Origin of the sequence: Pseudomonas grimontii (genome assembly GCF_007858185.1) — a bacterium.
Classification (GTDB): Bacteria; Pseudomonadota; Gammaproteobacteria; order Pseudomonadales; family Pseudomonadaceae; genus Aquipseudomonas; species Aquipseudomonas grimontii.
In genome coordinates this window covers 15,977-30,517 of record NZ_VFES01000041.1, presented here as the reverse complement: position 1 = coordinate 30,517, position 14,541 = coordinate 15,977, and the positions used below count along the sequence as shown (strand labels likewise).

Genomic DNA, 14,541 nt, shown 5'->3' with positions numbered 1-14,541 from the left:
CGCCAGGAGTTTTGGCCAGTCTTCATTCAGTTTTTGCGTGGCGTCTGTCACTGCTAGTCACTTCCTATAGCGAGGCAGTTTTTACTATAGCTTTTGAGATATGGTTAGCGCATATGGGGGCTTGCCCTCCATGGCGGCCTCAAGAGCACCAAAAAAACCAGGCAAAAATACATATCAATTGCGAACCAATCTCATCATCTGCTAGCGTGCGCACTTCCTGAACCCTCCGTTCTTCTCAAGGTAGTGCTGTGCTCTCTTGGAATTCACAGATCGCGCGCCTGTTCGCGGAGCAGAAGAAAGCCCTCGAAGCCTTCGTCACTCGCCGCACCGGCAGCGCCCAGGTGGCCGCCGACCTGACCCAGGAGTCGTTCCTGCGTCTGGCCCGCCTGGACTCCGGCGAAAAGATCGACAACCTCCCAGCCTTCCTCTTCACCATCGCCAGCAACCTGGTGCGCGATCACCAGCGCCAAGCCATCCGCCGTGAGCGCCTGGACGCCGGCGAGCCCAGCGAAGAGCTGCCGTGCAGCAACCCAGGTGCCGACGAGCAATTGGCCGCCTACCAACAGGAGCAACTGATGCAGGACGCGATCCTGGCGTTGCCCGCAGCGACTCGGCAGATCTTCCTGCTCTATCATGTCGACGAACTTTCCTACCGCGAGATTGGCGAACGCCTGTCGATTACGGCGCGCAGCGTGGAATACCAACTGCGTCGCGCCTTGATTGAATGCCGCGCGTACATCAAGACGCGGCTTGCCTGCGATGAACAAGGACGTCGGTCATGACCGCCACCTCCACTGCCGACGAGTTGTTCGAAGAAGCGTCCGGCTGGTATTTCCGCCTGCAGGCCGAGGACGTGACGCCGGCCGACATGGACGCCTTTGCCGCCTGGCTGGGGCAAGGCCAGGCTCAGGATGACGCTTGGCAGGAAGTGCAGGCGATGCTCGGCGGCCTGCGCGAACCGGCGCGGGTGATTCGCCGCGCCGAACAGGCCGCCTGGCGCAAGCCGGCGCGACGCTGGCCGCGTTGGGCGTGCGCTGCGGCGGTGTTGCTGGCGGTGGGCCTCACCGTCCAGAACACGCCATGGCTCGACCGTCTGCGCGCGGACTACGCCACCGGCACCGGCGAGTCGCGCAGTATCGAACTGGCCGATGGCTCGCATCTGCAACTCAACACCGACAGTGCGGTGCAAATCCGCTTGAGCGCTGGCGAGCGGCAGATCCGTTTGCTGCGTGGCGAAGGTTTCTTCGACGTCACCAAAGATCCGGCGCGGCCGTTCGTGGTGCAGTCCGGCGACGGCTGGGTGAAGGTGGTCGGTACGCAGTTCAGCGTTGCGCGGCGCGATGCGCAAACACGCGTGCAGGTGGCGCAGGGTAAGGTGCAGGTCAGTGCCGGCAGTGGTGAACCGGTGTACCTGGAGCCCGGGCGGGCCGTGGAATATCAAGGCCAACGCCTGGCCGAGGTCCACGCTTTCGACCCGGCCAGTGGCTTTGCCTGGCGCCAACGGCAACTGGTGTTTCGCCAGCAACCGTTGTCGGAAGTGGTCAGCGAGTTGAACCGCTACTGGCCGGGTAAAACCCTGGTGCTGGGAGATGCGCTGCGCAATCGCGTGGTGTCGGGTGTGTTTGAAATCGACAAACCCGACGCCGTGATCAAAGCGCTGGAGTTCACGCTTAACCTGCGCGTCGAGCATTACACCCCGTATTTGCTGGTGTTGCGCGAAGGGAAAGCATCGTAATAGCAAGTTTTTGAAAAAACTTTCAGGGTTTCTCCCCAAGCACTCGTCCTTGATCACTGAGGCGTAAATAGTAAGCACTCTCAAGTAGTGCGGCGCCGATCACAGACTTTTTGCACCGGGGAGCACCATCCATGGCACACCGATTCGCCGCACGGCCCTTGCTGGCACTGGCCATTTCCATGGCCATCGGCACTGCGCCGCTGTATTTGCAGGCCGCCGAAACCACCCAGGCCCAGACCTACCGTTTCGATATTGCAGGGCAAAGCCTGGACGGTGCGCTGGCGGCGTTTTCGGCGGTGACGCGAATTCAGGTGCTGGTGTCGGGTGAGTTGACCCAGGGTGTGCTGTCGCCGGGTGTCAAAGGTAACCTCGGCCAGCGCGAAGCCTTGGGGCAATTGCTCGGCGGCACCGGGTTGAGCGCGGCGTTTATCAACGCGGACACCGTGACCCTGGAAAAGCGCATGGACACAGGCGCAGCCATCGAAGTCGGTGCCACTACCATCAGCGCCGAACACCTGGGCGCCACCACCGAAGGCAGCGGCTCCTACACCACCGGCGCAGTGACCCTGGGCAAGGGTGAGCAGAAGCTCAAGGATATCCCGCAATCGGTCAGCGTCATGACCCGCAAGCAGATGGATGACCAGAACACCACCAAGCTCTCCGAAGTGGTCAAGCGCACGCCCGGCCTGACCGCAACCAAATCCCCCGGCCCCGGCATGTTCATCTTCTCCCGTGGCTTCGAGATCGGCACCCTGCAATACGACGGCGTCGGCATCCCACGTAACACCTACGCGCTGGGCAGCTATCTCACCGAAAACATGGCGATCTACGACCGCGTCGAAACCTTGCGCGGCCCGGCCGCCTTACTGCAAGGCGCGAACAGCCCCGGTGGCACCATGAACCTGGTGCGCAAGCGCGGCCAGCAGGCGCCTACGGTGACCGTCACCGCCAAGGCTGGCTCCTGGGACCATTACGGCACTCAGGTGGATGCAGGTGGACCGCTGAACGCCGAAGGCACCTTGCGCGGCCGGTTTGTGGCGGATTACGACACCACCGATTCCTTTGTCGACTATGCCGGCGGCTGGAATCAGACGGTCTACGCGGCGGTGGACTACGACTTCACGCCTGACACCACCGTCGGCGTGGGCATCAGCAACCAGAAGGGCCATTTGCGGCCCAACTTCATGTCATTGCCGCGTTATGAAAACGGCAGCGATATCGGCCTGCCGCGCTCGACCTTTGTCGGCGCCAGTTGGAACCGAGCTGTCAATAACCAGACCCAGGTGTTTGCCGACATCGAGCATCGCTTCAATGATGACTGGAAAGTGAAAGCCGCCCTTGTGGCCATGGACGAACACAACGACGCGACCTACCAAGCGACGTGGGACGCGATCCCCAACCCCGGCGACACCGGTACCGTGCGTTACGTGGACTGGGTTACCGACTTCAATACGAAAAGTCGTGGTGCGGATGCGTATGTAAATGGCAAGTTCGAAGGCCTGGGTATCCAGCAGGAGGTCGTGCTGGGTGCCAACTATTCCAAACTCACCACCGACGACCAGTGGGCCCGGGCGGCAACGGCTGGCGCCGATATTTTCAACATCGACCACAACCGTCCGCAGCGCGACAAATACCAGCTGTTTCAGGCGGGAAATGCGTCCAAGAGCTGGTACGACATTCGGCAGAAAGGCATCTACGGCACCTGGCGCGTGAAAATACTCGACCCGCTGACCTTGATCGTTGGTGCGCGTACCAGTTGGTATGACTATTCGTACATTGACCAGAGCGGTTCCCGGGGTGTGTACGGCAGCCCATCTGGAAGCTCCACTCAGACTAGTGGCAAGGTCACGCCGTATGCGGGCCTGGTATACGCTCTCAATGATCAATGGTCAGCCTACGCCAGTTACGCCGATGCGTTCGAGCCGCAAACCAACCTGACCACCTCCGGCTCCCTGCTCAAGCCTATCGAGGGCAAGAACTACGAGCTTGGCCTCAAGGGTGAACTGGCCGATGGCCGCCTGAATACCTCCTTTGCCATCTTCCGCTACGACCAGGAAAACCGTGGCGTGCAGGACCTGCAAGGGCCGATGAACTGTGGCGGCTGGTACTGCTCGGTCGCCTCGGGCAAGGTCCGCAGCCAAGGCTTCGAAGCGACATTGGGCGGCGAAGTGCTGCCGGGCCTGCAACTGGTCTCCAGCTACACCTACAACACCACCAAGTTTCTCAAGGACGACACCTACGAAGGCAAGGTCTTCAGCACCTGGACGCCCAAGCATCTGCTCAAGGTCTGGGGCGATTACCAGTTGCCGGGGGACTGGAACAAAGTCAGTGTCGGTGCCGGGGTGACCGCGCAAAGCAGTACCGTGGCCTACGACCGCACTTTCAGCGTGCCGGGCAATGCGCTGTGGGATTCGCGGGTGGCCTACAAGATCAACCAGGAATTCACCGTCGCGGCGAACCTGTACAACCTGTTCGACAAGAAGTACTACATCCCTGCCTACAACGCGAACTGGGGCAGCAACTACTACGGCGATCCGCGTAATGTGATGTTCACCATGACCTACACACCGCAGTTCTGAATTCATCCGCATAAAAGTGCCTGGCCCTTGGCGGGGCACTTTTTATGTGCGGCATTTCAGCCTGCATCGCCTTAAGTTACCTGAGCTGTGTTGCAGCTTCCTTCACGCAAAGGCGCACGGTATAGAGGGGCAGCAGGATTAAGTAAGTTCGGGCGACAGAATGAAGCGTGAATCTCTTTATACTGCAGCCCCTTGTTATTCACCGCCGTGAGGGCGTCCTGCAAAGTGATAGTAATGTTCCTCAGGGTGAGTGAAGGTTTTTTCCGGTTGCGCACAGTCAGCACGTCGAAGTCCGAGTTGTTCACGGTATACCGAATGTTGTTGTAAGACTCTTCCTGATATTTGCCGAGCATATAATTTCGGACGTTTCCACCAGGACGGGTTTTCTCGTAAATTTCGACGGTTTTCCGGGCTACGGCGCCCAGGGTGGGGTCTTGCAGCGAATGACCATCCGGGCCATAAAAAATAAGAGACGTCTTCCCCGGCACTTTCAAGTTCATACCCGGAAAGTAGGCGGCATGGGCGCTGATGATCAGCTTTCTGGGAGACTGCTGTGTGGGGCCCTGGAACAGGTAGAAATGCTCACCAAGAGGGATTGCCCCTTTTGGCGGCGGGTTTTCTGTGTGTTGTGGGGGATGCTGGAGGGGCGTGGAAACCGTGACAGGAGAGGGGGGCGCGATTCTGGGCATAAGCGTTACCTGTTAGAAAACTGAGATCACGAACGGGCCTTTGCAGTGCTGAGCTCGGTAGGGTCAGTTTATTTATTGGTAGCTGATGGTATTGGGTTCCAGCGGCGGACAAAAAAATGCCCCGGAGATCGGGGCATTTTCGAGGCTATTGATGGGGCTTACAGCCCATCCAGCATTGCCTTATTACGCACGGCACCCTTGTCGGCGCTTGTGGCCAGCAGGGCGTAAGCCTTCAACGCAGTAGTGACTTTGCGCGGACGCTTTTCGACCGGCTTCCAACCTTTCTTGTCCTGCTCGACCCGGCGTGCAGCCAGTTCTTCGTCACTGATCAACAGGTTGATCGAGCGGTTCGGAATGTCGATCAGTACCTTGTCGCCGTCCTGCACCAGGCCAATTGCACCGCCGGCAGCGGCTTCAGGCGAAGCGTGGCCGATAGACAAACCCGAGGTGCCGCCGGAGAAGCGGCCGTCGGTGAGCAGGGCGCAGGCTTTGCCCAGGCCCTTGGACTTCAGGTACGACGTCGGGTAGAGCATCTCTTGCATACCCGGGCCGCCTTTCGGGCCTTCGTAGCGGATGATCACGATGTCGCCTTCCTTGACTTCGTCGGCGAGGATGCCGCGTACCGAGCTGTCCTGGCTTTCGTAGATCTTGGCGCGGCCTTCGAAGACGTGGATGGATTCATCCACACCGGCGGTTTTCACCACGCAGCCGTCAAGGGCGATGTTGCCGTACAGCACGGCCAGGCCGCCTTCCTTGGAGTAGGCGTGCTCGACACTGCGGATGCAGCCGTTTTCACGGTCGTCGTCCAGGGTGTCCCAACGGGTCGACTGGCTGAACGCGGTCTGGGTCGGGATACCGGCCGGGCCAGCCTTGAAGAAGGTGTGTACGGCTTCGTCGTCAGTGAGGGTGATGTCCCATTTGGCGATGCCTTCGGCCAGGGATTTGCTGTGCACGGTCGGCAGGTCGGTGTGCAGCAGGCCGCCACGGGCCAGCGAGCCGAGGATCGAGAAGATCCCGCCGGCGCGGTGCACGTCTTCCATGTGGTACTTCTGGATGTTCGGCGCGACTTTGCACAGTTGTGGCACGTGACGGGACAGACGGTCGATGTCGCGCAGGTCGAAATCGATCTCGGCTTCCTGGGCCGCGGCGAGCAAGTGCAGGATGGTGTTGGTGGAACCGCCCATGGCGATGTCCAGGGTCATGGCGTTTTCGAACGCCTTGAAGTTGGCGATATTGCGCGGCAACACCGACTCATCGTTCTCGCCGTAGTAGCGTTTGCACAGCTCGACGATGGTGCGGCCGGCCTGCAGGAACAGTTGCTCGCGGTCACTGTGGGTGGCCAGTGTGGAACCGTTGCCCGGCAACGCCAGGCCCAGGGCTTCGACCAGGCAGTTCATCGAGTTGGCGGTGAACATGCCGGAGCACGAACCGCAGGTCGGGCAGGCGCTGCGCTCGTATTCCGCAACCTTCTCGTCAGAAGCGCTGGAATCGGCGGCGATGACCATGGCGTCGACCAGGTCCAGGCCATGGGAGGCGAGCTTGGTCTTGCCGGCTTCCATCGGGCCGCCGGAGACGAAGATCACCGGGACATTCAGGCGCAGGGCGGCCATCAGCATGCCGGGGGTGATCTTGTCGCAGTTGGAGATGCAGACGATGGCGTCGGCGCAGTGGGCGTTGACCATGTACTCCACGGAGTCGGCGATGATCTCGCGGCTCGGCAGCGAGTACAGCATGCCGTCATGGCCCATGGCGATGCCGTCGTCCACGGCGATGGTGTTGAATTCCTTGGCGACACCGCCAGCGCGTTCGATCTCGCGGGCGACCAGTTGGCCGAGGTCCTTGAGGTGCACGTGGCCCGGTACGAACTGGGTGAACGAGTTGGCAATCGCGATGATCGGCTTCTTGAAGTCGTCATCTTTCATCCCCGTGGCACGCCACAGTGCGCGGGCGCCGGCCATGTTGCGGCCGTGGGTGGATGTTTTCGAGCGGTAATCAGGCATTGGAGCACTCCGGGCGGCTAATCGGTATCAAAGGGGAGTGAGCTTCTATTGACGTCTGGAACACCCGAAAAATGGCACTGGTGTCCGGAAGTTGCCGCAAACGTGACGGGATCGCCGTGCGCATTGGCCTTGAGCTCATAAACCCGCCGGGGGATGACTGGCGATGAATAGGGCCGATTCTACACCGTCTTCTTGTAGGGGCGAGCTTGCTCGCGAAAAACGTAAACGATAACGCAGCGCTATCAGGTAGCCCGCGTCGTGTATGAGTTTTTCGCGAGCAAGAACTAGGCGTCCCCCTCGCTCCTACAGGGGAAAGCGTGAGCGCCCGCCCCGTAAATTCGTCAACCAGCCCCAGAGGCTGAACACGATGAAGCTGGCCGCAATGGTCAGCAGCAGATGCGTTCCGGTTTGTGCCAAGGCCGCACTGCTGACGGCGGCCGTGAGGAACATGATGCTGTTCCCGGCCGATGCGGCAGTGCCCGCGCTGCTCGAGAACAACAGCATTGCCGCCGAAATCGCCGCCGGACGAACCAGCGTCACGGCCAGGGCGCTGATCAGCATCGGGATCAGCAGAGTCAAGGTGGTGATGGCTTCAAAAATAATGATCAACGTCAGCAACACACCCGCGACGAGCAGCAAGCCGAGGCCGATGTTGATTTGCCGGGCCAGCGCCATGCGTTTTTGCAGGTACGAAGCCGCCACGCCGCCGAGCAGGTAGGCCACGCCGTACACCATCAGCACCAGCGCGTACTGATATTCGGACAGCTTCAGCGCATCCATGAAAATCAGCGGTGTCACGCTGATCAAGGCGAAGTAGCAGGCGAATACCAGGGCGGCGATCCACCAGTAGCGCAGGAAGTCGCGATTGGCGGCGACCGCTTTGAGCGTGCCCAGGATCGAGACGGGCGCGCGGTGCGGGCTGGCAGCCTTGGAAGGCAGGATGCAAAACGCATGGATCAACATGCCCAATGCCATGAGCGCAAACCCATAGAAGCTTCCTTGCCAGTCGAAGGTGGTTTGCAGCCAGGAGCCGATCAGCGGCGACAGCGCGACAAACGAGCCGCTCAGGGTCATGTAATAGAGGCGCACCCGGGCTCGGTGCTGTTCGTCGAACAGGTCTTCCACCAGTGCATGGCCCAATACGAAGAAGCCGCAGCCCATGGCCTGGATCGTACGAAACAGCAGGAAGGTCAGGTAATCCGGGGCCGTTGCGCAGCCTATCGCCCCGAGGATCGACAGCGTGATGCAGCCGAGCAGGACTTCCTTGCGTCCCCATTTATCCGAAAGCGGGCCGGCGACCAGTTGTGAGATGGAAAAGACCAGGGTGAACAGGCTGATGGACAGCGCGATGTCTGCGCTGGGGGTGTCGAAGCGGTTTGCCAGTGCGGGGAAAGAGGGCAGCAGGATATTGATCGGGAAGAAGCTGATCAGTGAAATGCAGGTGATGAGGATAAAGCGGGAGAGGGTGGGCCCAGACATTGTTTTTGTTTTCCGGAGTAAAACCAGAAACCGATACTAGTCTGCGAAAAGTGGAATTCAATCAAAAGCGTTGAGAGAAACTTCCTGAATTGACGTGGCTTGCTTGGGTAGGAAAAGTTTTCACGGCAACCACAAAACAAATGTGGGAGGGGGCTTGCCCCCGATTGCGTAGTGTCAGCCCCATATTAGCTGGCTGACACACGGCTATCGGGGGCAAGCCCCCTCCCACATTTTTATCTGTGCTTGGCTTTAGCTGTTTGGCAACAACCGGCACGTAATGCTCTTGATATACCGCGTCTCGACAATCGCCGGGTGCACCGGGTGATCCGGACCCTGGCCGCCACGTTCCAGCATCTGGATATTGCGATCAAGGTGACGGGCGCTGGTCAGCAGGATGTTTTGCAGGTCGTCTTCCGGCAGGTGCATGGAGCACGACGCGCTGACCAGGATGCCGTCCTTGCTGAGCAGGCGCATGGCTTGCTCGTTGAGGCGGCGGTAGGCGCCTTCGCCGTTTTTCATGTCTTTTTTGCGTTTGATGAAGGCCGGTGGATCGGCGACGATCACGTCGAAACGCTCTTCGCTGGCTTTCAGCTCTTTGAGGGCTTCGAAGACGTCGCCTTCGATGCAGGTCATCTTCTCGGCCACGCCGTTCAGCGCGGCGTTGCGCTCGACGCCATCGAGGGCGAAGGCCGAGGCGTCGACGCAGAACACTTCACTGGCGCCGAAGGCCGCGGCTTGCACGCCCCAGCCGCCGATGTAGCTGTACAGGTCGAGTACGCGTTTGCCTTTGGCGTATGGGGCCAGGCGTGCGCGGTTCATGCGGTGGTCGTAGAACCAGCCGGTTTTCTGGCCCTGGATCACCGGGGCTTCGAATTTCACGCCGTTTTCTTCCAGCGCGACCCACTCCGGCACCAGGCCGAACACGGTTTCGACGTAGCGGTTGAGGCCTTCGGCGTCGCGCGCGGCGGAGTCATTCTTGAACAGGATGCCGCTCGGCTTGAGCACCTGGGTCAGTGCAGCGATCACATCTTCCTTATGGGCTTCCATGGTCGCCGAAGCGATCTGCACCACCAGGATGTCGCCGAAACGGTCGACCACCAGGCCCGGCAGCAGGTCGGAATCGCCGTAGACCAGGCGGTAGAACGGCTTGTCGAACAGGCGATCACGCAGGGACAGGGCGACGTTGAGGCGGTGCACCAGCAGCGACTTGTCCAGCGGCAACTTGATGTCACGCGACAGCAGGCGCGCGCAGATCAGGTTGTTCGGGCTCATGGCCACGATGCCCAGGGTCTTGCCGCCGGCCGCTTCCAGGATAGCCTGATCGCCTGCCTGGAAGCCGTGAAGAGGGGTGGCGGCTACGTCGATTTCGTTGCTGTAGACCCACAGGTGGCCGTTGCGCAAACGACGATCGGCGTTGGCTTTGAGACGCAGGCTTGGCAGGGACATGACGTCGCTCCGGAAAAAAGAGCGGGAGTATACCGTGTTGTGCCGTTGTTGGCCGCGCCGCCGGACATGTGGGAGCCGGCACCCACATTTGGTCCGCTTTCAATCCGGTTTTTGAGGTGTCGGTGAGCTTCCCATCGGGGTTAGAATCCCCTCCTAGCCCAGAGTATGTACTTATGTCCCAAGAGCTTTCCGCCGAACAGATCCAGCAGGCCCTCCAAGGCATCAGCGTGCCGCCCCAGCCGCAAATCATGGTGGATTTGCAGATGGAGCAGTACATGCCCGACCCGGACCTGGAAGTAATCGCGCGGTTGATCTCCCAAGACCCGGGCCTGTCCGGCGCGCTGCTGAAGATCGTCAATTCGTCTTATTACGGGCTGAGCAACAAGATCGCCTCGATCCAGCGCGCGGTGAACCTGCTGGGCAGCCGATCGATCATCAACCTGATCAACGCCCTGTCGATCAGGGGCGAGATGAGCGACGACACCATCGTCACCCTCAACCGCTTCTGGGACACCGCCCAGGACGTGGCCATGACCTGCCTGACCCTGGCCAAGCGCACCGGCGCCCAGGCGGTGGACGAGGCCTATGCCCTGGGGCTGTTCCACGACTGCGGCGTGCCGCTGATGCTCAAGCGCTTCCCCAATTACATGACGGTGCTCGAAGAGGCCTACGCCAACGCCGGCCCCGACTGCCGCGTGGTCGACACCGAAAACAATGCGTTCAACACCAACCATGCCGTGGTCGGCTACTACACCGCCAAATCGTGGCGCCTGCCGGAGCATGTGACCGACGCCATCGCCAACCACCACAATGCCTTGGCCATTTTCAGCGATGAATCGTCGCGCAATTCGCAGCTGAAAAACCTGCTGGCAATCCTGAAGATGGCCGAGCACATCTGCTCGTCCTACCGCGTGCTGGGCAACCAGTCGGTGGATCATGAGTGGAATGCCATCGGCCACCTGGTGCTGGACTACGTGGGCCTGTCGGACTACGACTTCGAAAGCATGAAGTTGTCGATCCGTGAACTGGGCGCGCACTGATCCCCCCTTCACGAGGTACACATGCCCGAGTTACCTGAAGTCGAGACCACCCGGCGCGGCATTGCGCCGCACCTGGAAGGCCAGCGGGTCAGCCGCGTGGTGGTGCGTGAGCGGCGCCTGCGCTGGCCGATCCCGGAAGACCTGGATGTGCGCCTGTCCGGCCAGCGCATCGTGCTGGTGGAACGGCGGGCCAAGTACCTGTTGATCAATGCCGAAGTGGGCACCTTGATCAGTCACCTGGGCATGTCGGGCAACCTGCGCCTGGTCGAAGTCGGCATGCCGGCGGCCAAGCATGAACATGTGGACATCGAGCTGGAGTCCGGCCTGGCCCTGCGCTACACCGACCCTCGGCGTTTCGGCGCGATGCTCTGGAGCCAGGACCCGCACAACCACGAGTTGCTGCTGCGCCTGGGGCCGGAGCCGTTGACCGAGCTGTTTGACGGCGAGCGCTTGTTTCAACTGTCTCGCGGCAAGTCGATGGCAGTGAAGCCGTTCATCATGGACAACGCGGTAGTGGTGGGCGTGGGCAATATCTATGCGACTGAGGCGTTGTTTGCGGCGGGGATTGATCCGCGTCGCGCTGCGGGCGGTATTTCACGCGGGCGTTATTTGAAGCTGGCGATCGAGATCAAGCGCATTCTGGCGGCGGCGATCGAGCGTGGCGGCACCACGTTGCGGGACTTTATCGGGGGGGACGGGCAGCCGGGGTATTTCCAGCAGGAATTGTTCGTCTACGGCCGGGGTGGCGAGGTGTGCAAGGTCTGTGGGAGCGAATTGCGCAACGTGGTGCTGGGGCAGCGGGCGAGTGTGTTTTGCCCCAGGTGCCAGAGCTGATTGCGGTGTGATGGCTGACTTGCCCCCGATGAGGCCCTTACAGGCACTAAAGAAGCTCAAGCCTTACCGGTAATCTTCCGGTACTTCTCCATCAACTGCTCTTCCGACTCCGGATGGGCTTCATCCAGCGGAATGCAATCCACCGGGCATACCTGTTGGCACTGAGGCTCGTCGTAGTGACCGACGCACTGGGTGCACAGGTTAGGGTCGATCACGTAGATCTCTTCGCCCTGGGAGATGGCGGCGTTCGGGCACTCGGGTTCGCAGACGTCGCAATTGATGCAATCGTCGGTGATGATCAGGGACATGGAAACTCCTGCCAGGGCTGTCAGCCAAGGCATCTGAAAACTAATGCGCGCAATTGTGCCGCATTGGCGCCCGCAGTGCGAGCTGTGGTGAGCGGGCTTGCCCCGCGTTGGGCAGCGAAGCGGCCCCAAAACCAGACGACCGGTTATTCACCTGAGGCGACGCGAGTCTTTATTAGGGCTGCTACGCAGCCCAACGCGGGGCAAGCCCGCTCACCACATTACTTCTTGAAGCGCAGCGTCAGCGCATCAGCCACGGCCGGGTGCACGAACTTGGTGATATCCCCGCCCAATGCGGCAATTTCACGCACCAACGTCGAGGAAATGAACGAATAACGTTCCGACGGCGTGAGGAACAGACTTTCTACGTCCGGCGCCAGTTGGCGGTTCATGTTGGCCAGCTGGAATTCGTATTCGAAATCCGACACCGCGCGCAGGCCACGCAGGAACACATTGGCGTTCTGCTCCTTGGCGAAATGCGCCAGCAACGTGGAAAAACCCACCACTTCCACGTTGGACAGGTGTTTGGTGACCTCACGCGCCAGCTCCACCCGCTGTTCCAGGGGAAACAGCGGGTTTTTCTTGGGGCTGGCCGCGACGGCGATGATCACATGGTCGAACAGGCGAGAGGCGCGTTCGACCAGATCGCCATGGCCTTTGGTAATCGGGTCGAAGGTACCTGGGTACAACACTCGGTTCATCGCGTCGTCCTGGCGGAGTCCGTTGGGGAACCGGATGGTATCGCAGCCATCCCGGTCGGCCAAGTCAACTTATGCATAAGAAAGCCGTATAGACACCGTGAATAGCGTGTTTTTTCACGCTGTTTTCAGACGTTCGGCCAAGGCTGTTGCCAATTGAGCGGTTAATCCGTACACCGATAATTGCGGGTTAGCCCCAATACTGGTGGGGAATAACGAGCCATCGTGGATCGACAGATTGCGCAATTGGTGATGCCGACCAAGGCTGTCAGCCACCGCGTTTTTTGGATCTTCACCCATGGCACAGCCGCCCATCACATGGGCGCTGCCCAGGGTTGTCCGGTGCAACTCCAGATTCAAACCGTCAATCACACTGCGCGCCTCGGCCAAGGTGCTTACGAACTGTGCGTCGTGGTGCATGGGCTTGACCGACTTGGCGCCCGCCGCGAACTGGATCTCGGCCATGCTGTGGAAGGCCCGTCGCAGGCCGTCCCAGGCATAGGGTGAAACCTGATAATCGAGCACCGGCGTACCGTCACCGCGTAAATCCACGCTGCCGCCCTGGCTGTCGGGGTGAAAACCGTCACGCAACAGCGCGAGCATGGCGTGGGTGTGTGGCAATTGGCCCATGTCCAAGGCGTTCTGCGTGCCATAGCCGCCGAACAAGGTGCTTGCCAAGCCTGGATGCAGGGGCGGTGCTTCCAGCTTGTAGGACATTTTGCCGGTGGTGCCGTCCTGCCATTGGAAGTGATCGGAATAGATCGACTGCGGCGCGCCGTAGAACGGGTTGATCACCTCATCGAACAGCCCGGCGGAGAAGTTCACCAAGTGCAAAAAGGTCCGCTTGCCCAGCCGCGAATGCGGGTCGGGGGCGTCCGAGCGCATCAGCAGCGCCGGGCTATTGATGCCGCCGCCCGACAGCACGTAATGCTTGGCCTTCACGGTGATCTTGCGCCCGGTAGGCGCCACGCAACGCGCGTCCATCGCCACGCATTCCAGGCTGCTGATGGTGTCACCGCTGTATTTGAGGTGCTCGGCGCGCGCCAGGTACAGCAGCTCGCCGCCTTTTTCCAGGGTGGACGGGATGGTGGTCACCAGCATCGACTGCTTGGCGTTGACCGGGCAGCCCATGCCGCAATAACCCAGGTTGAAGCAGCCACGCACGTTGCGCGGGATCACATGCCAGCTATAGCCGAGCTTTTCGCAGCCTTTGCGGATCACATCATTGTTGGCATTTGGGGGGATGGCCCACGGCGCGATGCCCAGGCGCTGCTCCATCGTTTCGAACCACGGTGCCATCTCCGCGCTGCTGTGGCCTTTGACCGCGTACTCGCTGGCCCAATGGCTAAGGGTGGCATCCGGGGTGCGGAAACTGGAGGTCCAGTTGATCAGCGTGGTGCCGCCCACCGCGCGGCCCTGCAGGATGGTGATGGCGCCGTCCTTGCTCATGCGACCGATACCTTCCTGATACAGGCTGGCGTAGGCCTCGTCCTCCAGCAGCTTGAAGTCGCTGCTGGTCTTGAGCGGGCCTTCTTCGATCAGCAGCACCTTGTAGCCGGCGGCGCTGAGGATTTCGGCGGTGGTGCCGCCACCGGCGCCGCTGCCGATGATGGCCACGTCGGCTTCCAGGGTCAGGTCGCTGTCGAGGGCGGCGCCATTGTGGGTTTTCCAGCCGCGGGCCAGGCCGTCGCGGAACAGATCGGGTACGGGCATCAGGGTCGTCTCTTGTTTTTATT

Annotated in this window: 12 protein-coding genes; 5 read left to right on the top strand and 7 right to left on the bottom strand. The window is 60.7% G+C overall.

What is annotated here, in order from left to right; translation table 11 throughout:
* The first annotated feature begins 248 nt into the window (after positions 1–248).
* The 3 genes from FIV39_RS32375 (at position 249) to FIV39_RS32365 (ending at position 4,314) form a co-directional block, all read left to right on the top strand.
* Complete coding sequence (locus FIV39_RS32375; protein ID WP_090401623.1) at positions 249–782, top strand: RNA polymerase sigma factor; 534 nt, start codon at positions 249–251, stop codon at positions 780–782.
* Complete coding sequence (locus FIV39_RS32370) at positions 779–1,735, top strand: FecR family protein (RefSeq protein ID WP_090401624.1); 957 nt, start codon at positions 779–781, stop codon at positions 1,733–1,735. Before FIV39_RS32375 ends, FIV39_RS32370 begins: the two co-directional genes overlap by 4 nt.
* A gap of 131 nt (positions 1,736–1,866) precedes the next feature.
* Complete coding sequence (locus FIV39_RS32365; RefSeq protein ID WP_090401625.1) at positions 1,867–4,314, top strand: TonB-dependent siderophore receptor; 2,448 nt, start codon at positions 1,867–1,869, stop codon at positions 4,312–4,314.
* Between the two features lie 71 nt (positions 4,315–4,385).
* Here the strand turns inward: FIV39_RS32365 and FIV39_RS32360 are convergent, their stop codons facing one another.
* From FIV39_RS32360 to FIV39_RS32345, 4 genes are all read right to left on the bottom strand, one after another.
* Positions 4,386–5,003, bottom strand: a complete 618-nt coding sequence (locus FIV39_RS32360) for a putative adhesin (RefSeq protein WP_090401626.1) — start codon at positions 5,001–5,003, stop codon at positions 4,386–4,388.
* A gap of 158 nt (positions 5,004–5,161) precedes the next feature.
* On the bottom strand, positions 5,162–7,003 hold the full coding sequence (gene ilvD / locus FIV39_RS32355; RefSeq protein ID WP_090401627.1) for a dihydroxy-acid dehydratase: 1,842 nt from the start codon (positions 7,001–7,003) through the stop codon (positions 5,162–5,164).
* A gap of 303 nt (positions 7,004–7,306) precedes the next feature.
* Positions 7,307–8,482, bottom strand: a complete 1,176-nt coding sequence (locus FIV39_RS32350; protein WP_090401628.1) for an MFS transporter — start codon at positions 8,480–8,482, stop codon at positions 7,307–7,309.
* Positions 8,483–8,731: 249 nt separating this feature from the next.
* Complete coding sequence (locus FIV39_RS32345) at positions 8,732–9,928, bottom strand: class I SAM-dependent rRNA methyltransferase (protein ID WP_015886370.1); 1,197 nt, start codon at positions 9,926–9,928, stop codon at positions 8,732–8,734.
* 227 nt (positions 9,929–10,155) lie between these two features.
* On the opposite strand from FIV39_RS32345, the gene FIV39_RS32340 reads away from it, so the two are divergent.
* Together FIV39_RS32340 and mutM are read left to right on the top strand one after the other, a co-directional pair.
* Complete coding sequence (locus tag FIV39_RS32340) at positions 10,156–10,968, top strand: HDOD domain-containing protein (protein ID WP_186731576.1); 813 nt, start codon at positions 10,156–10,158, stop codon at positions 10,966–10,968.
* A 21-nt stretch (positions 10,969–10,989) separates the two neighbouring features.
* The gene (mutM, locus tag FIV39_RS32335) at positions 10,990–11,802 is read left to right on the top strand and encodes a bifunctional DNA-formamidopyrimidine glycosylase/DNA-(apurinic or apyrimidinic site) lyase (RefSeq protein WP_090401630.1); all 813 of its coding nucleotides are present in this window, start codon (positions 10,990–10,992) and stop codon (positions 11,800–11,802) included.
* Between the two features lie 56 nt (positions 11,803–11,858).
* Here mutM and FIV39_RS32330 read toward each other — a convergent pair whose 3' ends face one another.
* The 3 genes from FIV39_RS32330 to FIV39_RS32320 all read right to left on the bottom strand — a co-directional run bounded on the left by FIV39_RS32330 (position 11,859) and on the right by FIV39_RS32320 (position 14,518).
* The gene (locus FIV39_RS32330; protein WP_008364838.1) at positions 11,859–12,110 is read right to left on the bottom strand and encodes a YfhL family 4Fe-4S dicluster ferredoxin; all 252 of its coding nucleotides are present in this window, start codon (positions 12,108–12,110) and stop codon (positions 11,859–11,861) included.
* Positions 12,111–12,328: 218 nt separating this feature from the next.
* On the bottom strand, positions 12,329–12,808 hold the full coding sequence (gene coaD / locus FIV39_RS32325; RefSeq protein ID WP_090401631.1) for a pantetheine-phosphate adenylyltransferase: 480 nt from the start codon (positions 12,806–12,808) through the stop codon (positions 12,329–12,331).
* A 114-nt stretch (positions 12,809–12,922) separates the two neighbouring features.
* Positions 12,923–14,518 (bottom strand): GMC family oxidoreductase, encoded by a 1,596-nt coding sequence (locus tag FIV39_RS32320; RefSeq protein ID WP_090401632.1) that lies wholly within the window; start codon positions 14,516–14,518, stop codon positions 12,923–12,925.
* Positions 14,519–14,541 lie beyond the last annotated feature (23 nt).

What these genes read in the sequence shown, in the direction of transcription:
- FIV39_RS32370 (WP_090401624.1), top strand. Translation starts at nt 779, where the DNA reads ATGACCGCCACCTCCACTGCCGACGAGTTGTTCGAAGAAGCGTCCGGC.
- FIV39_RS32365 (WP_090401625.1), top strand. Translation starts at nt 1,867, where the DNA reads ATGGCACACCGATTCGCCGCACGGCCCTTGCTGGCACTGGCCATTTCC.
- FIV39_RS32360 (WP_090401626.1), bottom strand. Translation starts at nt 5,003, where the DNA reads ATGCCCAGAATCGCGCCCCCCTCTCCTGTCACGGTTTCCACGCCCCTC.
- ilvD (WP_090401627.1), bottom strand. Translation starts at nt 7,003, where the DNA reads ATGCCTGATTACCGCTCGAAAACATCCACCCACGGCCGCAACATGGCC.
- FIV39_RS32350 (WP_090401628.1), bottom strand. Translation starts at nt 8,482, where the DNA reads ATGTCTGGGCCCACCCTCTCCCGCTTTATCCTCATCACCTGCATTTCA.
- FIV39_RS32345 (WP_015886370.1), bottom strand. Translation starts at nt 9,928, where the DNA reads ATGTCCCTGCCAAGCCTGCGTCTCAAAGCCAACGCCGATCGTCGTTTG.
- mutM (WP_090401630.1), top strand. Translation starts at nt 10,990, where the DNA reads ATGCCCGAGTTACCTGAAGTCGAGACCACCCGGCGCGGCATTGCGCCG.
- FIV39_RS32330 (WP_008364838.1), bottom strand. Translation starts at nt 12,110, where the DNA reads ATGTCCCTGATCATCACCGACGATTGCATCAATTGCGACGTCTGCGAA.
- coaD (WP_090401631.1), bottom strand. Translation starts at nt 12,808, where the DNA reads ATGAACCGAGTGTTGTACCCAGGTACCTTCGACCCGATTACCAAAGGC.
- FIV39_RS32320 (WP_090401632.1), bottom strand. Translation starts at nt 14,518, where the DNA reads ATGCCCGTACCCGATCTGTTCCGCGACGGCCTGGCCCGCGGCTGGAAA.